The organism is Nonomuraea antri (assembly GCF_013283785.1).
Classification (GTDB): Bacteria; Actinomycetota; Actinomycetes; order Streptosporangiales; family Streptosporangiaceae; genus Nonomuraea; species Nonomuraea antri.
On record NZ_JABCPZ010000035.1, the window covers coordinates 24631 to 45492 of the forward strand.

The 20862-nt window shown below is 70.6% G+C and carries 19 protein-coding genes; 17 read left to right on the forward strand and 2 right to left on the reverse strand.

The annotated features are described in order from the left end of the window. Positions 1 to 46 precede the first annotated feature (46 nt). The 13 genes from HII36_RS14410 to araA all read left to right on the forward strand — a co-directional run bounded on the left by HII36_RS14410 (position 47) and on the right by araA (position 15433). Positions 47 to 802, forward strand: a complete 756-nt coding sequence (locus HII36_RS14410; RefSeq protein ID WP_173523662.1) for a metallophosphoesterase — start codon at positions 47 to 49, stop codon at positions 800 to 802. Between the two features lie 148 nt (positions 803 to 950). Then, on the forward strand, positions 951 to 1937 hold the full coding sequence (locus tag HII36_RS14415; protein WP_173523697.1) for a LacI family DNA-binding transcriptional regulator: 987 nt from the start codon (positions 951 to 953) through the stop codon (positions 1935 to 1937). Positions 1938 to 2035: 98 nt separating this feature from the next. Beyond that, entirely contained in the window at positions 2036 to 3010 is a 975-nt protein-coding gene (locus HII36_RS14420) for an ABC transporter substrate-binding protein (RefSeq protein WP_328807711.1), read from the forward strand. 57 nt (positions 3011 to 3067) lie between these two features. Further along, on the forward strand, positions 3068 to 4582 hold the full coding sequence (locus HII36_RS14425; protein WP_173523663.1) for a sugar ABC transporter ATP-binding protein: 1515 nt from the start codon (positions 3068 to 3070) through the stop codon (positions 4580 to 4582). Continuing rightward, on the forward strand, positions 4579 to 5571 hold the full coding sequence (locus tag HII36_RS14430; protein ID WP_173523664.1) for an ABC transporter permease: 993 nt from the start codon (positions 4579 to 4581) through the stop codon (positions 5569 to 5571). Before HII36_RS14425 ends, HII36_RS14430 begins: the two co-directional genes overlap by 4 nt. Beyond that, positions 5568 to 6605 carry a galactofuranose ABC transporter, permease protein YjfF gene (gene yjfF, locus HII36_RS14435; protein WP_173523665.1) on the forward strand — a complete coding sequence of 346 codons (1038 nt, stop codon included), beginning with the start codon at positions 5568 to 5570 and terminating at the stop codon, positions 6603 to 6605. Before HII36_RS14430 ends, yjfF begins: the two co-directional genes overlap by 4 nt. A 144-nt stretch (positions 6606 to 6749) precedes the next feature. Then, complete coding sequence (chvE, locus tag HII36_RS14440) at positions 6750 to 7823, forward strand: multiple monosaccharide ABC transporter substrate-binding protein (RefSeq protein ID WP_217369516.1); 1074 nt, start codon at positions 6750 to 6752, stop codon at positions 7821 to 7823. Positions 7824 to 7854: 31 nt separating this feature from the next. Next, positions 7855 to 9384, forward strand: a complete 1530-nt coding sequence (mmsA, locus tag HII36_RS14445) for a multiple monosaccharide ABC transporter ATP-binding protein (RefSeq protein ID WP_173523667.1) — start codon at positions 7855 to 7857, stop codon at positions 9382 to 9384. Then, the gene (gene mmsB, locus HII36_RS14450; RefSeq protein ID WP_217369517.1) at positions 9381 to 10637 is read left to right on the forward strand and encodes a multiple monosaccharide ABC transporter permease; all 1257 of its coding nucleotides are present in this window, start codon (positions 9381 to 9383) and stop codon (positions 10635 to 10637) included. The genes mmsA and mmsB overlap by 4 nt, the downstream gene beginning before the upstream one ends. Positions 10638 to 10709: 72 nt before the next feature. Beyond that, the gene (locus HII36_RS14455; protein ID WP_173523700.1) at positions 10710 to 11693 is read left to right on the forward strand and encodes a LacI family DNA-binding transcriptional regulator; all 984 of its coding nucleotides are present in this window, start codon (positions 10710 to 10712) and stop codon (positions 11691 to 11693) included. 58 nt (positions 11694 to 11751) lie between these two features. After that, the gene (gene araB, locus HII36_RS14460) at positions 11752 to 13338 is read left to right on the forward strand and encodes a ribulokinase (protein WP_328807714.1); all 1587 of its coding nucleotides are present in this window, start codon (positions 11752 to 11754) and stop codon (positions 13336 to 13338) included. Then, positions 13335 to 13982 (forward strand): L-ribulose-5-phosphate 4-epimerase, encoded by a 648-nt coding sequence (locus HII36_RS14465; RefSeq protein WP_173523669.1) that lies wholly within the window; start codon positions 13335 to 13337, stop codon positions 13980 to 13982. The genes araB and HII36_RS14465 overlap by 4 nt, the downstream gene beginning before the upstream one ends. Next, complete coding sequence (gene araA / locus HII36_RS14470) at positions 13979 to 15433, forward strand: L-arabinose isomerase (protein ID WP_173523670.1); 1455 nt, start codon at positions 13979 to 13981, stop codon at positions 15431 to 15433. Before HII36_RS14465 ends, araA begins: the two co-directional genes overlap by 4 nt. A 6-nt stretch (positions 15434 to 15439) precedes the next feature. Here araA and HII36_RS14475 read toward each other — a convergent pair whose 3' ends face one another. After that, positions 15440 to 15790 carry a PLD nuclease N-terminal domain-containing protein gene (locus HII36_RS14475; RefSeq protein WP_328807712.1) on the reverse strand — a complete coding sequence of 117 codons (351 nt, stop codon included), beginning with the start codon at positions 15788 to 15790 and terminating at the stop codon, positions 15440 to 15442. 183 nt (positions 15791 to 15973) lie between these two features. Between HII36_RS14475 and HII36_RS14480 the strand changes: the two genes are divergently transcribed. From HII36_RS14480 to HII36_RS14495, 4 genes are all read left to right on the forward strand, one after another. Next, positions 15974 to 16765, forward strand: a complete 792-nt coding sequence (locus tag HII36_RS14480; protein ID WP_173523671.1) for an LLM class flavin-dependent oxidoreductase — start codon at positions 15974 to 15976, stop codon at positions 16763 to 16765. A gap of 36 nt (positions 16766 to 16801) precedes the next feature. Then, positions 16802 to 17194 carry a DUF3224 domain-containing protein gene (locus HII36_RS14485; RefSeq protein WP_236003495.1) on the forward strand — a complete coding sequence of 131 codons (393 nt, stop codon included), beginning with the start codon at positions 16802 to 16804 and terminating at the stop codon, positions 17192 to 17194. Between the two features lie 17 nt (positions 17195 to 17211). Beyond that, complete coding sequence (locus tag HII36_RS14490) at positions 17212 to 18741, forward strand: FAD-binding oxidoreductase (RefSeq protein ID WP_173523673.1); 1530 nt, start codon at positions 17212 to 17214, stop codon at positions 18739 to 18741. Between the two features lie 69 nt (positions 18742 to 18810). Continuing rightward, complete coding sequence (locus HII36_RS14495) at positions 18811 to 19896, forward strand: methyltransferase (protein WP_173523674.1); 1086 nt, start codon at positions 18811 to 18813, stop codon at positions 19894 to 19896. Here HII36_RS14495 and ftrA read toward each other — a convergent pair. Beyond that, a complete protein-coding gene (gene ftrA, locus HII36_RS14500) occupies positions 19886 to 20857 on the reverse strand; it encodes a transcriptional regulator FtrA (RefSeq protein WP_173523675.1) in 972 nt (323 codons plus the stop codon). The genes HII36_RS14495 and ftrA overlap by 11 nt on opposite strands. Positions 20858 to 20862: the final 5 nt, after the last annotated feature.

Below are 20862 nucleotides of genomic sequence, written 5' to 3' on the forward strand. Positions count from 1 at the left end.
CGGTCGCCGCCTAACCTGGTCCGACCAGCGGAGAAAGGATCCCGACGTGATCGTGATCGCCCATGTCAGCGACATCCACCTCGACGGCACGGTTAGGGCCGCCGAGCGCACGAACCTCGTCATGCGCTACCTGGACCGGCTCGACCACGACTTCGACGCCGTCCTGGTCACCGGGGACATCGCCGACCACGGCCGGCCCGAGGAGTACGAGGAGGCCAGGAAACTGCTGACCTCGCGGCATCCGGTGCTGGTCTGCCCGGGCAACCACGACGTGCGCGAGCACTACCGGCAGGCGTTCCTCGGCCAGGAGCCCGCGCCGGGTCCGATCAACCAGGTGCACACCACAGACCGGGCGATCTACGCGATCTGCGACTCCTCCATCCCCGGCCGGCACGACGGCCACCTGGACGAGGAGACGATCACCTGGCTGGCCGGCGTGCTGGCGGCCAGTGACAGGCCGGTGTTCATCGCCTTCCACCACCCGCCGGTGACGCTGCACATCCCGTTCATCGACGAGATCAGGCTGCACCGGGCCGAGCCGCTGGCCGAACTGGTCGCCGGGTACCCGAACGTGGCCGCGGTGCTGGTCGGGCACGCGCACGCGGCGGCGGCCACCACGTTCGCGGGCAAGCCGCTGCTGGTGGCGCCCGGCATCGCCTCCGGGCTCATCCTGCCGTGGGAGGGTGACTACGTCGCCGACCCCGGGTTCCCGCCGTCGATCGCCTTTCATCTCTACGACGACGAGGGGCGGCTGACCACCCACTACCGCGTCGTGCCGCGGGGTCTGCCACAAGGTAGGTAGCCCGGCCGCGATCCGTCAAGGTGCGCCGCGCGTGACGTGACCGTAATCCGCGCGCCCCTTGACGAACCCTGTTGTTAACGTTCACAGTCTTGCCAAGCCAGAAAGGGGCACGACTGTGAGCTCGACTCAGGGGCGCCGCCTGCCGGTCATGGCCGACGTGGCCAGAGAGGCCGGAGTCTCGCACCAGACCGTCTCGCGCGTGCTCAACGACCATCCCAACGTCCGCACCGAGACCCGGACCCGGGTGCTGGAGGCGATCGACAAGCTCGGCTACCGCCGTAACCTCGTCGCCCGCGCGCTGGTCACCAAGCACTCCAGAACGCTCGGCGTGGTCAGCTTCGACACCACCCTGTACGGGCCGGCCAGCACGGTCTACGGCATCGAGCGGGCGGCCAGGGCGGCCGGCTACTTCGTCAGCATCGTCAGTCTCAAGTCCATCGACAGGAGCGGCGTCCGCGACGCCCTCGACTACCTGGCCGACCAGGGCGTCGACGGGATCGTCGTGGTCGCGCCGCAGCGCTCGGCCGCGCAGGCCCTGGCCGACCTGCCGCTCGGCGTCCCGACGGTGGCCGTCGAGGGCGGCGAGGCCGGCGACGTCTCCGTGGTCTGCGTGGACCAGGTCGAAGGCGGCAGGCTCGCCACCCGGCACCTGCTGGACCTGGGGCACGAGACGGTCTGGCACGTCAGCGGGCCGTCCGACTGGCTGGAGGCGGAAGGACGCGTCGCCGGCTGGCGCGAGACGCTGGAGCGGGCCGGACGTCCCGTGCCGGAACCGCTCGCCGGTGACTGGAGCCCACGCTCCGGCTACGCGGCCGGGCAGCGGCTGGCGGACATGACGGACGTCCGCGCGGTCTTCGTGGCCAACGACCAGATGGCCCTGGGACTGCTGCGGGCGTTCACCGAGCGGGGGGTGAGAGTGCCCGAGCGGGTGAGCGTCGTCGGCTTCGACGACATCCCGGAATCGGAGTTCTTCTCGCCGCCGCTCACCACCATCGGGCAGGACTTCGGCGCGGTGGGCAGGCACAGCATCGAGGTGCTGCTGCGGCAGATCGAAGGCGGGCTCGCGCAGGCGCGCGAACGCCTCGTGGTGCCGCCCTCGTTCGTGTTGCGCGGCAGCACGACCCGGGCCGGCTGACCGGCGCGACGGCAGTCCCAGGCAGGACGGCGACAGGCAGGACGGCGCTGACGCGGAGCGAGTTGTTAGCGCTAATATCAAGAGAGGAACCCCCCAACGTGTTGAAGAGGATCTCGGTGCTGGTGCTCGCCGGGCTCACCGCCATGACGGTGGCGAGCTGCGGCAGCGGCGGCAGTGGCGGCGGCTCCGGCGACGGCGCGATCACCATGGGCTTCTCCCAGGTGGGCGCGGAGAGCGGCTGGCGCACCGCGAACACCAAGTCGGTGCAGGACTCGGCCAAGAACGCGGGCATCACGCTCAAGTTCTCCGACGCCCAGCAGAAGCAGGAGAACCAGATCAAGGCCATCCGCTCGTTCATCCAGCAGAAGGTGGACGTGATCGCCTTCTCGCCGGTGGTCGAGTCGGGCTGGGACACCGTGCTCAAGGAGGCCAAGGACGCCAAGATCCCGGTCATCCTGACCGACCGGGCGGTGGACTCCAAGGACACGACTCTCTACAAGACCTTCCTCGGCTCCGACTTCGTGGAGGAGGGCCGCAAGGCGGGCAAGTGGCTGGTCGAGGAGTTCACGTCGAGCACCGACCCGGTCAACATCGTCGAACTGCAGGGCACCACGGGCTCGGCCCCGGCCAACGACCGCAAGGCCGGATTCGCCGAGATCATCGGCGCCGACCCGAAGTTCAAGATCATCGCGTCGCAGACCGGCGACTTCACCCGCGCCAAGGGCAAGGAGGTCATGGAGGCCTTCCTGAAGTCCAACCCGGACATCGACGTGCTCTACGCGCACAACGACGACATGGGCCTGGGCGCGATCGAGGCCATCGAGGGCGCGGGCAAGGTGCCGGGCAAGGACATCAAGATCATCACCGTCGACGCCGTCAAGGACGGCATGCAGGCCCTGGCCGACGGAAAGATCAACTACATCGTCGAGTGCTCCCCGCTGCTCGGCCCGCAGCTCATGGACCTGGCCAAGAAGGTCGTCAAGAACGAGCAGGTTCCGGCCCGCGTGGTGACCGAGGAGAGCACGTTCACCCAGGAGCAGGCCAAGCAGGTCCTGTCCACCCGCCAGTACTGACCGCGTGACCCGGGCCGGCCGCGCGCCGGCCCGGGCCCAGCAGAAGGGGAGAGGCCGATGGCCGCATTTCCCGCGCCGGTCCTGACGATGAGCGGGATCGGCAAACGGTTTCCCGGCGTGACCGCCCTGGACGGGGTCGACCTGCGGCTGCTGCCCGGCGAGGTGCACGCGCTCATGGGAGAGAACGGCGCCGGCAAGTCCACCCTGATCAAGGTGCTCACCGGCGTGTACCAGGCGGACTCCGGCGTCATCGAGCTGAACGGCCGGGCCGTCGCCTTCACCGGGCCGCAGGCCGCCCAGCAGGCCGGGATCAGCACGGTCTACCAGGAGGTCAACCTCTGCGCGAACCTCTCGGTGGCCGAGAACGTCTTCATCGGCCGCGAGCCGATGCGCCGCGGCCGCATCGACTGGAAGCACATGCGCGCCAGGGCCGCCGAGCTGCTGTCCAGGCTGGAGCTCAGCCTGGACGTCACCGCGCCGCTGTCGTCGTACTCGCTGGCCGTCCAGCAGATGGTGGCCATCGCCAGGGCCGTGGACGTGGACGCCCGCGTCCTGATCCTGGACGAGCCCACCTCCAGCCTGGACGCCGACGAGGTCGAGCAGCTCTTCACGGTGATGCGGCGGCTCAAGGAGGAGGGCATCGCCATCCTCTTCGTCTCCCACTTCCTCGACCAGATCTACGAGATCTCCGACCGGATGACGATCCTGCGCAACGGCCGTCTCGTCGGCGAGTACCCGACCAGCGAGCTCAGCCAGGTCGAGCTGGTCGGCAAGATGATCGGCCAGGAGCTGGCCGAGCTGGAGAAGCTGCACGGCGCGGCCAGGACGTTCGACCGGCCGCTGGTCGAGGCCCGCGAGCTGGGCCGGGCCGGCGCGATCGAGCCGTTCACGCTGACCATCCACGAGGGCGAGGTCGTCGGGCTGGCCGGGCTGCTCGGCTCCGGGCGCACCGAGATCGCCCGGCTGCTGTTCGGCGCCGACCACGCGGGCGGGGGAGAGGTCGCGGTCGGCGGCGCGCCCGCCGCGCTGCGCACGCCGCGCGCCGCGATGAACCACAAGATCGCCTTCTGCTCGGAGAACCGCAAGGCCGACGGCCTCATCCCGGACCTGACCGTGCGCGAGAACATCGTCCTCGCGCTCCAGGCCACCCGGGGCTGGACCAGGCCGGTGCCGCGCGAGCAGCAGGACGAGCTGGTGGCCAGGTACGTCAAGGCGCTGAAGATCAGCCCGCCCAACCCCGAGCACCTGGTGCGCAACCTCAGCGGCGGCAACCAGCAGAAGGTGCTGCTGGCCAGGTGGCTGATCCTGGAGCCGCGCCTGCTCATACTCGACGAGCCCACCCGGGGCATCGACGTCGGCGCCAAGGCCGAGATCCAGCGCCTGGTCGTGGAGCTGTCCGGCGGCGGCATGGCCGTGCTGTTCATCTCCGCCGAACTGGAGGAGGTGCTGCGGCTCAGCCACAAGGTCGGCGTGCTGCGCGACCGCCGGCTGGTGGCCGAGCTGCCCAACGACGACGACCTGACCACCGACGTGCTCATGGAGACGATCGCGAGCGGAGGCCGGGTCGCATGAGGCGTCTGCTGTGGCCGGCGGCCGTGCTGGCCGCGCTGCTGGTGCTCAACGTGTTCTTCACGCCCGGCTTCTTCTCGATCGAGATCAAGGAAGGGCATCTCTACGGCAGCCTGATCGACATCCTGCGGTTCGGCGCGCCGCTCATCCTGGTGTCGCTGGGCATGACGCTCGTCATCGCCACCGGCGGCATCGACCTGTCGGTGGGCTCGGTGGTGGCGATCTCCGGGGCGCTGGCGTGCCTGCAGATCAGCCAGGACCAGGGCCTCTTCACCGCCGTGGCGCTGGCGCTCGGGCTGTCGGCGCTGCTCGGGGCGTGGAACGGGTTCCTGGTCTCGGGCATCGGGATCCAGCCGATCATCGCCACGCTCATCCTCATGGTGGCCGGGCGCGGGCTGGCCCAGCTCATCACCGACGGGCAGATCATCACGGTCAACAGCCCGTCGTACAAGCTGATCGGCGGCGGTTACCTGCTCGCGGTGCCGTTCGGCGTGCTGCTGGTGCTCGCCGTGCTGGCCGTGACCGCGTTCCTGACCAGGCGGCTGGCGCTCGGCCTGCTCATCGAGTCGGTCGGCGGCAACGCCGAGGCCAGCAGGCTCGCCGGGATCAGGGCGCGGGGCATCATCGTCATGGTCTACGCGTTCGCCGCGCTGTGCGCGGGCGTGGCCGGGCTGATGATCAGCTCGAACGTCTCCAGCGCCGACGGCAACAACGCCGGCCTGTGGATCGAGCTGGACGCCATCCTCGCCGTGGTGATCGGCGGCACCTCGCTGGCCGGCGGCCGGTTCTCGCTCGGCGGGACCGTGCTCGGCGCGCTGATCATCCAGACGCTCACCACGACCATCTACTCCATCGGGGTGCCGCCGGAGACCACGCTGCTGTTCAAGGCGCTGGTGGTGGCCGCGGTCTGCCTCGTGCAGTCCCCGGCCTTCCGCGCCAAGTGGTCGCGCCGGCGCCCGGCGATCGAGGAACGCACGGGAGTGACCGCATGACCACCACGGAAGAACCGGTCAAGGGCGTCGTGGCGGCCGGGCAGGGCCGCTCGGCGATCGCGACGCTGGGCCGGCGGGTGCCGGCCGCGTACCTGCCGGTCCTGGTGACCGGCGGGCTCTTCGTCGCCATGTTCGTGGCCGGCGGGCTGCGCTACGAGGGCTTCGCGAGCGGGCAGGTGGTGCTCAACGTCTTCATCGACAACGCCTTCCTGCTGGTCGTGGCCGTGGGGATGACGTTCGTGATCCTCACCGGCGGCATCGACCTGTCGGTGGGCGCGGTGGTGGCGTTGTCCACGATGGTCTCGGCGAGCCTGATGGCCGGGCCTGGCTGGCCGCCGTACCTGGTGATCCCGCTGGTGCTGCTCATCGGGTCGGGGCTCGGGCTGGTGATGGGCTACATCGTGCACGCCTTCGAGATCCAGCCGTTCATCGTCACGCTGGCCGGGATGTTCCTGGCCAGGGGGCTGTGCTACACGATCGGCACCGATTCGATCAAGATCGAGGACGCCGCGTTCACCGCGTTCGCGCAGGAGCGGATCGACCTGTTCGCCGATCTGTGGATCTCGCCGAGCGTGGTCGTCGCGATGGTCGTGGTGCTGGCGGCGGCGTACGTGCTGCACTACACGCGCCTCGGCCGGGCGGTGTACGCCACCGGCGGGAGCGAGCAGTCGGCGCTGCTCATGGGCCTGCCGGTGGGCCGGACGAAGATCGCGGTATATACGATCAGCGGCTTCTGCTCGGCGCTCGGCGGTGTGCTGCTGTCGTTCTACATGCTGTCCGGCTACGGGCTGCACGCGGTCGGCATGGAGCTCGACGCGATCGCGGCGGTCGTCATCGGCGGCACCCTGCTCACCGGAGGCAGCGGGCTGCTGTTCGGGACCGTGCTCGGCGTGCTGGTGCTGGGGCTGATCCAGACGGTGATCAGCTTCGAGGGCACGCTCAGCTCCTGGTGGACGAAGATCTTCATCGGACTGCTGTTGTTCCTGTTCATCCTCCTGCAGAGGCTGTTCACGGCCCGTCGCCGCAGCCGGTGAAATTTACGCTTCAACCGTTGACATCCCGATTGTTAACGATAACAATCGGCGGAACCAGCGGCGAACTTTGTTCTAGTTTGTCGCATTTGAGTAACGAGAGGGACAACGATGAGGTTGGGACGAATCGGGGGCGTGGTTTCCGTCATGGCCCTCGCCGCGGCGCTCACCGCCTGCGGCTCCAGCCAGAAGACGGTCGACGCGCAGCCCTCGGCGGGCAGCGGCGCCGGCGCGGCCGGCGCCCTGATCGGCGTCACCATGCCGACCAAGTCGTCCGAGCGCTGGATCCACGACGGTGACAACGTCAAGTCGCAGCTGGAGAAGCTGGGCTACCAGGTCGACCTGCAGTACGCCGAGAACGACATCCCCACCCAGGCCAACCAGATCGAGAACCAGATCACCAAGGGCGCCAAGCTGCTGATCGTGGCCTCGATCGACGGCACCGCGATCACCTCGCAGCTCCAGCAGGCCGCCGACAACAAGATCCCGGTCATCGCCTACGACCGGCTGATCCGCAACAGCCCGAACGTCGACTACTACGCCACCTTCGACAACTTCAAGGTCGGCGTGCAGCAGGCGACCTCGCTGCTCAAGGGCCTGGAAGGCAAGAAGGGCCCGCTCAATGTGGAGCTGTTCGCCGGCTCGCCCGACGACAACAACGCCACGTTCTTCTTCCAGGGCGCCATGTCGGTGCTCCAGCCGAAGATCGACGACGGCACGCTGACGGTCAAGAGCGGCCAGACCGACTTCAAGACCACCGCCATCCTGCGCTGGGACCCGGCCACCGCCCAGAAGCGCATGGAGGACATCCTCACCACGACCTACACCGGCGACGCCAAGGTGGACGGCGTGCTGTCGCCCTACGACGGCATCTCCATCGGCATCCTGTCGGCGCTCAAGAGCAACGGCTACGGCACCAGCGGCCAGCCGTACCCGATCGTGACCGGCCAGGACGCCGAGCTCGCGTCGGTGAAGTCGATCATCGCCGGTGAGCAGTACTCGACCATCTTCAAGGACACCCGCAAGCTCGCCGAGCAGACCGTCAAGATGGCCGACGCCGTGCTCAAGGGCGGCAAGCCCGAGGTGAACAACACCAAGGACTACGAGAACGGCACCAAGGTCGTGCCCGCCTACCTGCTCGACCCGGTGATCGTCGACAAGACGAACTACCAGGAGATCATCGTCGGCGGCAACTACTACACCGAGGACCAGCTCAAGTAGTGGCGGGCTGCGGGCTGAGGGGCTGGAGTCAATGACCGAGCACATCCTGCGGATGAGCGGGATCACCAAGACGTTCCCGGGCGTCAAGGCGCTGCAGGACGTCACCCTGTCCGTGCGCCGCGGCGAGATCCACGCGATCTGCGGCGAGAACGGCGCGGGCAAGTCGACGCTGATGAAGGTGCTGTCCGGCGTGTATCCGCACGGTAGCTACGACGGCGAGATCCACTTCGACGGCCGGCGCGGCGAGTTCGGCGGCATCCGCGACAGCGAGCGGGCCGGGATCGTCATCATCCACCAGGAGCTGGCGCTCAGCCCGCAACTGTCGATCGCGGAGAACATCTTCCTCGGCAACGAGCGGGCCAGACGCGGCTTCATCGACTGGAACCGCACCAACTACGAGGCCGCCGAGTTGATGAAGCGGGTCGGCCTGCGCGAGAACCCGACCACCACGGTCTCGGACCTCGGCGTGGGCAAGCAGCAGCTCGTCGAGATCGCCAAGGCGCTGTCGAAGGAGGTCAAGCTCCTCATCCTGGACGAGCCGACCGCCGCGCTCAACGACGACGACTCGGCCCACCTGCTCGACCTGCTGCGCGGCCTGCGCGACGAGGGCATCACCTGCGTGATCATCTCGCACAAGCTCAACGAGGTCACCGCGATCTCCGACTCGGTCACCATCATCCGCGACGGCCGCACGATCGAGACGCTCGACCTGCGCACCGAGGACGTCGGCGAGGACCGCATCATCGCCGGCATGGTCGGCCGGGCCCTGGACAACCGGTTCCCGCCGCACGAGCCGACGATCGGCGCTGAGGTGCTGCGCATCGAGGACTGGACCGTGCACAGCCCCGTCCAGCCGGGACGCAAGGTGGTCGACGGCGCCGCGCTCACCCTGCGCCGGGGTGAGATCGTCGGCCTGGCCGGGCTGATGGGCGCCGGGCGCACCGAGCTGGCGATGAGCCTGTTCGGCCGGACGTACGGGGTCAACATCTCGGGCAAGGTGTTCAAGGACGGCGAGCCGATCGAGATCCGCACCGTCCAGGACGCGATCAGGCACGGACTCGCCTACGCCACCGAGGACCGCAAGCGCTACGGGCTCAACCTGATCGAGGACATCCAGCGCAACGTCTCGGCGGCCGGGCTGTCCGGCCTGGCCAGGCGCGGCTGGGTCGACGAACACGAGGAGTACCGGGTCGCCGAGGGCTTCCGCAGGAGCATGAACATCAAGGCGCCCGGCGTGTCGAGCGTGGTGGGCAAGCTCAGCGGCGGCAACCAGCAGAAGGTCGTGCTGTCGAAGTGGATCCTCACCGAGCCCGACGTGCTGATACTCGACGAGCCCACCCGTGGCATCGACGTCGGCGCCAAGTACGAGATCTACACGATCATCAACCGCCTGGCCGACGAGGGCAGGGCGGTGCTGGTCATCTCCTCGGAGCTGCCCGAGCTGCTCGGCCTGTGCGACCGCATCTACGCGCTATCCGAAGGCCGCATCACCGGTGAACTGCCGCGGGCGGACGCCACCCAGGAACGCCTCATGCACCTCATGACCAAGGGACAGAAATGAGCACCATCACTCCCGCCGCGGCGCAGTCCGCCAAGGACGGACCGGGAGAACCGCGGCAGCCGGGCCGGGTGTCGCTGGGCGGACTGTCGCTGAACCTGCGATCCAGCGGCATCTACATCGCCTTCGCCCTGATCATCGCGCTGTTCTCGGTGCTCACCGACGGCGCGCTGCTCCAGCCGCAGAACATCTCGAACATCATCGTCCAGAACTCCTACGTCCTGATCCTGGCGATCGGGATGATCCTGATCATCATCGCCGGGCACATCGACCTGTCGGTGGGCTCGGTGGTCGCGGTCACCGGGGCGCTGGCCGCGGTGCTCATGGTGGACATGGGGCTGCCGTGGCCGCTCGCGCTGCTGATCACGCTGGCCGCCGGCGCGCTCATCGGCGCCTGGCAGGGGTACTGGATCGCCTACTTCGGCATCCCGGCGTTCATCGTCACGCTGGCCGGCATGCTGCTGTTCCGCGCGCTCACCATGACCGTGCTGGGCAACCAGGGCATCGGCCCGTTCCCCGACCAGGTGCGTACGCTGGCCAACGGCTTCACCGCCGGCTACCTCGGCAACGTCGGGCTCGGCCCGCTCGGCGGCGCCGACCTGTTCAGCCTGCTCATCGGCCTGGTCGCGATCGCGGGCATGGTCTCGGCGCAGTGGCGCACCCGCGCCGCCAGGGCCGGCTACGGCCAGGTCGTCGAGCCGATGGCGCTGTTCGTGCTGAAGCTGGCGGCCGGCGCCGGGCTGATCCTGTTCCTGGTCGTGCAGCTGGCCCGGTTCAAGAACCTGCCGTGGGTGCTGGTGCTGCTGGCGGTGCTGGTGCTGGCCTACTCGCTGATGGCCGGCCGCACGGTGTTCGGCCGCCAGATCTACGCCATCGGCGGCAACCTGCAGGCGGCGGTGATGTCCGGCGTCAAGGTCAAGAACGTGGTGTTCTGGATCTTCGTGAACATGGGCGTGCTGTCGGCCGTGGCCGGCGTCATCTTCGCCGGCCGGCTCAACCAGGCGGGACCGACGGCGGGCAACAGCTTCGAGCTCGACGCGATCGCCGCCGCGTTCATCGGCGGGGCGGCCGTGCAGGGCGGCGTCGGCAAGGTGGCCGGCGCGATCACCGGCGGCCTGATCATGGCCGTGATCAACAACGGCATGTCACTGATCGGCTCGCCCAGCGAGCGGGTCATGCTGGTCAAGGGCGCGGTCCTGCTGGCCGCCGTGGCCTTCGACGTGTGGACCAAGCGCCGCGCCGGCGCCGCGCGCTAGTCCACTACCATCCCTGGCAGCACGCCGGAAGGAGAGACCGTGGGAACTGCCCCGAGAGACCGCCAGCCCGTCATGGCCGACGTGGCCAGGGAGGCCGGCGTGTCGCACCAGACGGTCTCCCGCGTGCTCAACGACCATCCGAACGTGAGCCCCGACACCAGGGCCAGGGTCGAGGCCGCGATCAAGCGCCTGGGCTACCGGCGCAACCTGGTCGCCCGGGCGCTGGTCACCAGGACCACGCGCACGCTGGGCGTGGTCAGCTTCGACACCACGCTCTACGGCCCGGCCAGCACGATCTACGGCATCGAGCAGGCCGCCAGGACCGCCGGATACTTCGTCAGCATCGTCAGCCTGAAGACCATCGACTCGGCCGGCGTCCGCGACGCGGTCGGCTACCTGACCGAGCAGGGCGTCGACGGCGTGGTGGTGGTCGCGCCGCAGCGCTCGGCGGCGCGGGCGCTGGAGAGCCTGCCCTCGGGCACCCCGGTGGTGGCCGTCGAGGGCACCCACACCGCCGACATGTCGGTGGTCAGCATCGACCAGGTGGCCGGCGCCAGGCTGGCCACCGAGCACCTGCTCGGGCTGGGCCACGAGACGGTCTGGCACGTCGGCGGGCCGCTCGACTGGCTGGAGACCGAGGGCCGGATCGAGGGCTGGCGCGGCGTGCTCGAAGCGGCCGGCCGTCCGGTGCCCGACCCGCTGCCCGGCGACTGGAGCCCGCGTTCCGGCTACGAGGCGGGCAAGACCCTGGCCGCCATGCCCGGCGTGACGGCGGTCTTCGTGGCCAACGACCAGATGGCGCTGGGCGTGCTGCGCGCGCTGAGCGAGCAGGGCGTGCGGGTGCCCGAGCAGATCAGCATCGTGGGCTTCGACGACATCCCCGAGTCCGAGTTCTTCTCGCCGCCGCTGACCACGGTCAGGCAGGACTTCGCCGCGCTCGGCAGGCAGTGCATCCAGGTGCTGCTCAGGCAGCTCGAGGCCGGTCCGGCCGCGCAGGAACACCTGGTGGTGCCGCCCGGCTTCGTCGTCAGGTCCAGCACCGCCCCCGCCCGCTGAAGAGCGCGCCCCCGCTTCGAGAATTCCGCTGGAGTTGAATGTGAACGTTAACAAATATGTGGTCGGCGTGGACTTCGGCACCTTGTCCGGGCGTGCCGTCGTCGTCCGCGTCGCCGACGGCGCCGAGCTCGGCAGTGCCGTGCACGAGTACGCGGACCGGGTCATCGAGCACACCCTGCCCGGCACGGACGTGCGGCTCGGCCCCGACTGGGCGCTGCAGTCGCCGCAGGACTGGATCGACGTCCTGCGCCTGGCGGTGCCCGCCGCGGTCGCCGCGGCCGGGATCTCGCCCGCCGACGTGATCGGCGTCGGCACCGACTTCACCGCCTGCACCGTGCTGCCCGCCACCGCCGAAGGCACGCCGCTGTGCTTCGAGACGCCCGAGCGCCCGCACGCCTGGCCCAAGCTGTGGAAGCACCACGCCGCCCAGCCGCACGCCGACCGGATCAACGAGCTGGCCGCCCGCCGCGGCGAGACCTGGCTGCCGCGGTACGGCGGCAAGATCTCCTCCGAGTGGCAGTTCGCCAAGGCCCTGCAGCTGCTGGAGGAGGACCCGGAGACGTACGCCAGGGCCGAGCGCTGGATCGAGGCTGCGGACTGGATCGTCTGGCAGCTCACCGGCGTCGAGACCCGCAACACCTGCACCGCCGGATACAAAGGGATATTTCAGGACGGCGCTTACCCGTCCGAGGACTTCCTGGCCGAGCTCGATCCCGCCTTCGCCGGTTTCACCGGCAAGCTCGGCCGGGAACTCGCGCCGCTCGGCGGCCTGGCCGGTCACCTGACCGCCCGGGCCGCCGAGTGGACGAAGCTGCCCGAGGGCATCGCGGTGGCCGTCGGCAACGTCGACGCGCACGTCACCGCCGCCGCGGCCGACGCCGTGCGGCCCGGCCGGATGGTGGCCATCATGGGCACCTCCACCTGCCACATCATGCCCAGCGACAGACTGGCCGAGGTGCCCGGCATGTGCGGCGTCGTACGCGACGGCATCGTGCCCGGACTGTGGGGCTACGAGGCCGGGCAGTCGGCGGTGGGCGACATCTTCGCCTGGTTCGTCGACTCCTTCGACGGCTCGCACGAGGAACTGACCGCCCTGGCCGAGAAGCAGGCGGTCGGCGCGCACGGGCTGGTCGCACTCGACTGGTTCGGCGGCAACCGCTCGGTGCTGGTCGACCACGACCTGTCCGGCGTCATCGTCGGCCTGACCCTGGCCACCAGGCCCGAGGACGTCTACCGCGCGCTCATCGAGTCCACCGCGTACGGGGCCCGGATGATCGTCGAGACGTTCGAGCGGTCCGGCGTGCCCGTCGAGGAGTTCGTCGTGGCCGGCGGGCTGCTGAAGAACCGCTTCCTCATGCAGGTCTACGCCGACGTGCTGCGCCGCCCGCTGTCGGTGATCGGCTCCGACCAGGGCCCCGCGCTGGGCTCGGCCATCCACGCCGCCGTCGCCGCCGGGGCCTACCCGGGCATCGAGCCGGCCGCCGCCGCGATGGGCAAGCGCACCGAGGCCGCGTACCTGCCCGACCAGGCGCGCGCCGACGCCTACGACCGGCTCTACGCCGAATACCGCACCCTGCACGACTTCTTCGGAGACGGACGAATGCTGCACACCCTGCGCGCGATCAGGAACGAGGCCGGCCGATGAGGAAGATCGTCTGCGACCTGCACGCCGAGCTGGTACGCAACAACCTGGTCGCCTGGACCGCCGGCAACGTGTCCGGCCGGATCCCCGGCGCCGACCTGTTCGTGATCAAGCCGTCCGGGGTGTCCTACGACGAGCTGACCCCGGAGCACATGGTGGTCTGCGACCTCGACGGCAACCTGGTCGAAGGCGAGCACGCGCCGTCCAGCGACACAGCCGCGCACGCCTACGTCTACCGCAACCTGCCCGAGGTGGGCGGCGTGGTGCACACCCACTCCACCTACGCCTCGGCCTGGGCCTCGCGCGACGAGCCGATCCCGTGCGTGCTGACCGCGATGGCCGACGAGTTCGGCGGCGAGATCCCGGTCGGGCCGTTCGCGCTGATCGGCGACGACTCGATCGGCCAGGGCGTCGTCGAGACGCTCAAGGGCCACCGCTCGCCCGCCGTGCTCATGCGCAACCACGGCGTCTTCACCATCGGCAAGGACCCCAGGGCCGCCGTCAAGGCTGCGGTGATGTGCGAGGACGTCGCCCGCACCGTGCACGTGGCCAGGCAGCTCGGCGAGCCGCTGCCGATCCCGCAGGCCGACATCGACCGCCTGTACGACCGCTACCAGAACGTCTATGGACAGAGGAGCCCGCGTTGAACATCTGGTTTCTGACCGGCAGCCAGGGGCTGTACGGCGAGGACACCCTGCGCCAGGTGGCCGAGCAGTCCAGGCGCATCGCCGCCGCGCTGCCGATCGAGGTCGACTGGAAGCCGGTGCTCACCGACGCGGCCGCGATCAGGCGGATCATGCTGGAGGCCAACGCCGACGATTCGTGCGCCGGCGTGATCGCCTGGATGCACACGTTCTCCCCGGCCAAGATGTGGATCGCCGGGCTCGACGCGCTGCGCAAGCCGCTGCTGCACCTGCACACCCAGGCCAACGTCGAGCTGCCGTGGCGCACCATCGACATGGACTTCATGAACCTCAACCAGGCCGCGCACGGCGACCGCGAGTTCGGCCACATCCAGACCAGGCTCGGCGTGCCGCGCAAGACCATCGCCGGGCACGTCAGCGACCCGTCGGTGGCAGAACGCGTCCTGACCTGGACGCGCGCCGCCCGCGGCGTGGCCGAGGTGCGTTCACTCAAGCTGGCCCGCTTCGGCGACAACATGCGCGACGTGGCCGTCACCGAGGGCGACAAGGTCGAGGCGCAGCTGCGCTTCGGCGTCTCGGTCAACACCTACGGCGTCAACGACCTGGTCGAGGCGGTGGACGCGGCCTCGGACGCCGACGTGGACGACCTGGTCAAGGAGTACGCCGAGCTGTACACGGTGACGCCAGAACTGCTCGGCGAGCGGCACGAGTCGCTGCGTTACGCGGCCAGGATCGAGCTGGGCCTGCGCGGCTTCCTCGAATCGGGCGGGTTCCGCGCGTTCACCACGAACTTCGAGGACCTGGGCGGGCTGCGCCAGCTCCCCGGCCTGGCCGTGCAGCGCCTCATGGCCGACGGCTACGGCTTCGGCGGCGAGGGCGACTGGAAGACCTCGGTGCTGCTGCGCACGCTCAAGTCGATGGCGCCCGGCGGCACCTCGTTCATGGAGGACTACACCTACCACCTGACGCCCGGCGAAGAGCTCATTCTCGGCGCGCACATGCTGGAGGTCTGCCCGTCCATCGCGGCGGGCACGCCCACGTGCGAGATCCACCCGCTGGGCATCGGCGGCCGCGAGGACCCGGTCAGGCTGGTCTTCGACGCGGCGCCCGGGCCCGGGGTCGTGGTCGGGCTGGCCGACCTGGGCGACAGGTTCCGGCTGGTGGCCAACGAGATCGACCTGGTCGCCCCGCCCCAGCCGCTGCCCAGCCTGCCGGTGGCCCGCGCGGTCTGGCGGCCCAGGCCCAGCCTGGCCGGCTCGGCCGAGGCCTGGCTGACCGCCGGCGCGCCGCACCACACCGTGCTGTCCACCGCCGTGGGCCGCGAGGAGCTGGCCGACCTGGCCGACATGCTGGGCGTCGAGCTGCTGATCATCGACGCGGAGACCACCGCCAGGCAGTTCGCCAAGGAACTGCGCTGGAACCAGGCGTACTACCGGCTGGCCCAGGGCTTCTAGGCCCGCTCAGGGCTGGTCGTCGTCCTGACGCTTCGGGGCGTTCCTGCGCTGCTCCTCGGCACGCTCGCGGCAGCGCCGCAGGAACTCCTCGTCGTCGTCCGGATTCGTGGCCGCGAACCGGCCGGGACGGTCGTACTCGGGGAACGCGCTGGGCCTGGTGACCGCCTGCCGCCGCTGCGGACGCCCGGCGACCAGCCAGATGATCGACCCGACCAGCGGGGCGAGCAGCACGATGATCACCCAGAGCACCTTGGGCAGGTTCCTGCACAGCTCGTCGGGCGTGGTGATCGCGTCGAACAGGCAGTACAGCCACAACACCAGGGTGACCAGGCCCATGGCCTCGTACAGGTAGATCACGGCGCACCTCCGTCAGCGGCACACGAACCTAGCGGCAGGTGCGGCGCGAGGCAAGGCGGCGCCGCGTAGCCGCGGATACCGCCCGCGGAGTAGCGCACCGGGCGGCGTTGCGCCCACCGGCGTAGCCGGACGCCTGCCCACGGGACGATGTGCCGCGACCCCCGTCTGGCCGATCGTAGGGGCATGACCGATCACCTGTTCAGATTCGGCGTCGTCGCCGGTTACGCGCCCACCGCCGAGGCCTGGACCGGCCTCGCCCGCCGCGCCGAGGGCCTGGGGTACGCCACGCTGCTGGTGCCCGACACGCTCGGCACGTTCTCGCCGTTCGCCGCCGCGGCCGTGGCCGCCTCGGCCACCACCACGCTGCGCGTCGGCACGTACGTGCTCAGCGCGCCCAACCGCACGCCCGCCGCGGTGGCCTGGGAGGTCCAGACGCTGCGCACGCTCTCCGGCGACCGGTTCGAGCTGGGCCTGGGCGCAGGACGCCCGGACGCCGAGCAGGACGCGGCCGTGCTGGGCGTGCGCTTCGGCACCCCGAGCGAGCGCATCGAACGCCTGGCCGAGACCATCGACGCGGTCAAGGACGTGCCGATCCTGGTCGCCGCCGCCGGGACCCGGCTGCTCAGGCTCGCCGCGGAGAAGGCCGACACGGTCGCGATCGGAGTCCCGCCGCACTACACCGAGGCCCAGGTCGCGGCCAAGCTGGACGAGCTGTACGAGCTGGCGGGAGACCGGTTCCAGCGGCTGGAGCTGGCCATGAACCTGGCCGCCGCGGGCGGCGAGCCGCCCGCCTGGCTGACCGCCCGCCTCGGCAGCATCGGCCCCGACGCCACCGGCGTGCTGACCGGAACCGCCGACGAGATGGCCGACGTGCTGCGCCGGCGCAGGGACGAACTCGGCATCTCCTATGTGTCGGTGAACGCCCAGTTCCTGGACAACTTCGCGCCAGTCGTCGAACGGCTCGCCGGTACCTGACGTGATCCGACAGGTACGCCGGGCACGATGATGCCCATGACCGCAAAGGGAACTTTCGACACCGCCAACTGGGACGCCCAGCCGCCCATCGAGAACCGCGAGGGCGTCTCGATCGGCCACGTCACCCTGTCCAAGACCTTCCACGGCGACCTGACGGGGACCAGCGTCGTGCACCTGCTCGTGGCGACCACCGAGGTGGAGACCTCACGCTCGTACGTGGCGATGGAACGCATCGAGGGCACGCTCGACGGCCGTTCCGGCAGTTTCGTCGTGCAGCACAACGCGGTGAGCGACCAGGGCGAGCAGTCCTTGCGGATCACGGTCGTGCCTGATTCGGGCCGGGGCGAGCTGGCCGGTCTGCGCGGCGAGATGGAGATCGTCATCGAGGCCGACGGAGGTCACTCCTACACCTTCGATTACCGGCTCTGAACCCTGACAATCGTCGTATGACGGCAGCCAGCCATTGGGCGTGGGGCGCGGAGCCAGACCCGAGGGAGTTGCGCGAGGTCGCGCGCCTGTTCGCCGACCACACCGGCCTGGGCGACCCGGCCGCCTGGGAGCCGCCGGTCCCCTTCGACCGGGTGCGCCTGCGCGAGCCCCGCGTCCCCGTCCCCGCCGGGTGGTCGGCGTTCTGCACCGCCGACCCGCACGACCGCGCGGTCAGGACCTACGGCCAGGCCTACCGCGACCTCATCCGGGCCTACCGCGGCGACTTCCGGTCCGCCCCCGACCTGGTGGCGCTGCCCCGCGACGAGGACGAGATCACGCGCGTGCTGGAGTGGGCCGCGGCCGAGGGGGTGGCGGTGATCCCGCGCGGCGGCGGCACCAGCGTGACCGGGGGAGTGGAGGCCCGCTTCGACGGCCCGGCGCTCTGCCTCGACCTGAGCAGGATGGACCGGGTGCTGGAGGTCGACCCGGTATCCAAGGCCGCGCTCGTGCAGGCGGGCGCCCGCGGCCCGCGGCTGAACGCCCAGCTGCCGCCCGCGCTGCAACTGCGCTTCTTCCCGCAGTCGTACGAGTTCTCCACGCTCGGCGGCTGGATCGCGACCAGGGCGGGCGGCCACTTCGCCACGCTGCACACGCACATCGACGACCTGGTCGAGTCGGTGCGCGCCCTCACCCCGGCCGGGACGTGGGAGTCCAGGCGGCTGCCCGGCTCCGGCGCGGGCCCGTCGCCGGACCGCTGGCTGCTCGGCTCGGAAGGCGCGCTCGGCGTCATCACCCGGGCCTGGATCAGGGTCCAGGACCGGCCGGTGCACAAGGTGTCGGTGGCCGTCAGGTTCGCCGAGTGGGCGGCGGGCGTGGCCGCCGTCCGCGACCTGGCCCAGTCGGGCCTGCACCCGGCCAACTGCCGCCTGCTGGACGCCCGCGAGGCCGCGCTGGCCGGCGGCGGCGACGGCAGGCACGCCGTGCTGATCGTCGGATTCGAGTCGGCCGACCACCCGGTGGACGACCTGATGGCCAGGGCCCTGCACGTCACCGCCGGGCACGGCGGCCGGGCCGGCCAACCCCGCCAGGCCCAGGGCGCCGCCGCGACCGAGGACCAGACCTGGAAGTCGTCCTTCACCAGGATGCCGTACCTGCGCAACGCCTACCCGGGCCTGGGCGTGATCGCCGAGACGTTCGAGACGTCGATCACCTGGGACCGCTTCCCCGCGCTGCACGAGGCGATCACCGCGGAGACCGCCGTCACCTGCCGCCTGGCCTTCGCCTACCCCGACGGCTCGGCGCCGTACTACACCGTGCTGATGGCCGCGGACCGGGGCGCGGAGCTCGGCCAGTGGGACGCGCTCAAGGACCGCGTCTCCAAGCTCATCCTGCATCACGGCGGCACCATCACCCACCATCACGCCGTCGGCCGCGACCACCGTCCGTACTACGACCTCCAGCGTCCCGGCCCCTTCGCCCTGGCGCTGCGTGCCGCCAAATCGGCGCTGGACCCGGCCGGGATACTCAACCCCGGCGTACTCGTCTGACCACGATCTGTGGCCGATCTCGGCAAAGCGGTGGCCGGATGCGCCGGTTCGTGAAACGGTCTAGGTCTGATGATCCAGTGGACCGAGACGGGTCAGGAGCGCTCGGCCGCCTGGCGCACTGCGCTGGGCGCACCACCTCCCGCCCGGGTCGTCATCGCCGACGACACCACCAAGGCCGCCACGGCCTACCGCCTGGCCTGCGCGGGTACCGGGCTGCTCTACCGCGGCGACTTCCAGAACGCCAAGCAACTGCTGCGCGGCATGGCCCGCCGCTGCCGACCGGCCGGTCCCGGCGCGGACTTCCACCGGCACCGGCTGGCCCAGTCCCAGCGGGCCCGCACGCTCGGCATGTTGCTCATCCCGTACGACGCCGGGCACACGATCCCGCTGTCCCGGGCTCCCGACGTGCGGCAGGCGTGCCTGGAGGCGTACGGGCCGGCGACGGAACCGGCGGTCGGGCAGTTACGCGAGCTGCTCGGCGTGATCGGCGCGCACGAATGGCGCAAGAAGGGCGTCTACGTGCCCGCGCTCCACGCCAGGATCCACCCCCACCACGGCGTCTTCTCCCCGATCCGCGGCGAATACGTCGACCTGGTGGCCGCCGCCCCGCTGCCCGGCGACCGGCTGGCCTACGACGTCGGCACCGGGACCGGCGTGCTGGCCGCGGTGCTGGCCAGGCGCGGCGTACGCCGGATCGTCGCCACCGACCTCGACGAACGCGCCGTGGCCTGCGCCGCCGAGAACGTCGAGCGGCTGGGGCTGGCCGGCCGGGTCGCGGTCATGCGGGCCGACCTGTTCCCGCCCGGCCGGGCCGCGCTGGTGGTGTGCAATCCGCCCTGGCTGCCGGCCACGCCGTCGTCGCTGATCGACCGGGCCGTCTACGACCCGGTCGGGCGCGTGCTGCGCGGCTTCATCGGCGGCCTCGCCGACCATCTGGAGCCGGGCGGCGAGGGCTGGCTGATCCTGTCGGACCTGGCCGAACGCCTCGGCTTACGCACCAGGGGCGAGCTGACCTCGGCGTTCGCGCACGCCGGGCTGCGGGTGGTCGACCGGCTCGACACCAGGCCGCGCCACCCCAAGGCCGATGACCCCGGCGACCCGCTGCGTGCCGCCCGCACCGCCGAGGTGACCTCGCTGTGGCGGCTCAGGCGCTGAACGCCCGCCGGTAGGCCGACGGCGACGTGCGCATCGTCCTGGTGAAGTGGTGGCGGAAGGTCACCGGGCTCTCGAAGCCGACCGCCGCCCCGATCTCCTCCACGGGCGCGGCCGTCGACTCCAGCATCGGCAGGCTGGCCGCCACCCGCTGCGAGATCACCCACTTGAGCGGGCTGGTGCCGGTCTGCCGCTTGAAGTGCCTGATGAACGAGCGCTCCGACATGCACGCCACCCTGGCCAGGTCGGCCACCGTGATCGGCTCGGCCAGGTGGCCGAGCGCCCACCCCATCGCCCTGGTCACCGCGTCGTCGTCGGTCACGGGCGTGACCGCGGCCTGGATGAACTGGGCCTGGCCGCCCTCCCGGTGCGGCGGGATGACCAGGCGGCGGGCCACGGTGTTGGCCACGTTCGCGCCGTGGTCGTTGCGTATCAGGTGGAGCAGCAGGTCGAGCCCGGCGGCGCTGCCCGCGCTGGTCAGCACGTCGCCGTCGTCCACGTACAGCACCTCGGCGTTGACGCGCACCTCGGGGAAGCGGTGCTGGAGCAGGTCGGCGTACTTCCAGTGGGTGGTGGCCTCGCGGCCGTCGAGCAGGCCGGCGGCGGCCAGCGCGAACGCGCCGGAGCAGATCGACACCAGCCGCGCGCCGCGCGCGTGCGCCTGCCGCAGCGCGGCCACCAGCTCGGCCGAGACGGGCCCGCGCACGTCGGCGACGCCGGGCACGATCACCGTGTCGGCGGCGGCGAGCACGTCGAGGCCGTGCTGTGCCTGGAGGGTGAATCCGCCCACCGCGCGCAGCGGCTCCGGCGTCTCGGCGCACACCTTGAGGTCGTACCAGGGCACGTCCACCTCGGGACGGGACAACCCGAAGATCTCCACCACGCAGCCGAGCTCGAACGGCGCCATGCCGTCGAAGGCCAGGACGGCGACCACGGGCAGCCGGGACGGCACGGGCAGGAGCATGAACG

Excerpts from the sequence above, each read along its gene's own strand:
- HII36_RS14425 (WP_173523663.1), top strand. The coding sequence starts at position 3,068 with ATGGCCGCATTTCCCGCGCCGGTCCTGACGATGAGCGGGATCGGCAAA.
- HII36_RS14480 (WP_173523671.1), top strand. The coding sequence starts at position 15,974 with ATGACCGATCACCTGTTCAGATTCGGCGTCGTCGCCGGTTACGCGCCC.
- HII36_RS14455 (WP_173523700.1), top strand. The coding sequence starts at position 10,710 with ATGGCCGACGTGGCCAGGGAGGCCGGCGTGTCGCACCAGACGGTCTCC.
- HII36_RS14465 (WP_173523669.1), top strand. The coding sequence starts at position 13,335 with ATGAGGAAGATCGTCTGCGACCTGCACGCCGAGCTGGTACGCAACAAC.
- yjfF (WP_173523665.1), top strand. The coding sequence starts at position 5,568 with ATGACCACCACGGAAGAACCGGTCAAGGGCGTCGTGGCGGCCGGGCAG.
- chvE (WP_217369516.1), top strand. The coding sequence starts at position 6,750 with ATGGCCCTCGCCGCGGCGCTCACCGCCTGCGGCTCCAGCCAGAAGACG.
- HII36_RS14490 (WP_173523673.1), top strand. The coding sequence starts at position 17,212 with ATGACGGCAGCCAGCCATTGGGCGTGGGGCGCGGAGCCAGACCCGAGG.
- HII36_RS14430 (WP_173523664.1), top strand. The coding sequence starts at position 4,579 with ATGAGGCGTCTGCTGTGGCCGGCGGCCGTGCTGGCCGCGCTGCTGGTG.
- HII36_RS14485 (WP_236003495.1), top strand. The coding sequence starts at position 16,802 with ATGACCGCAAAGGGAACTTTCGACACCGCCAACTGGGACGCCCAGCCG.
- ftrA (WP_173523675.1), bottom strand. The coding sequence starts at position 20,857 with ATGCTCCTGCCCGTGCCGTCCCGGCTGCCCGTGGTCGCCGTCCTGGCC.
- HII36_RS14415 (WP_173523697.1), top strand. The coding sequence starts at position 951 with ATGGCCGACGTGGCCAGAGAGGCCGGAGTCTCGCACCAGACCGTCTCG.
- mmsB (WP_217369517.1), top strand. The coding sequence starts at position 9,381 with ATGAGCACCATCACTCCCGCCGCGGCGCAGTCCGCCAAGGACGGACCG.
- mmsA (WP_173523667.1), top strand. The coding sequence starts at position 7,855 with ATGACCGAGCACATCCTGCGGATGAGCGGGATCACCAAGACGTTCCCG.
- HII36_RS14495 (WP_173523674.1), top strand. The coding sequence starts at position 18,811 with ATGATCCAGTGGACCGAGACGGGTCAGGAGCGCTCGGCCGCCTGGCGC.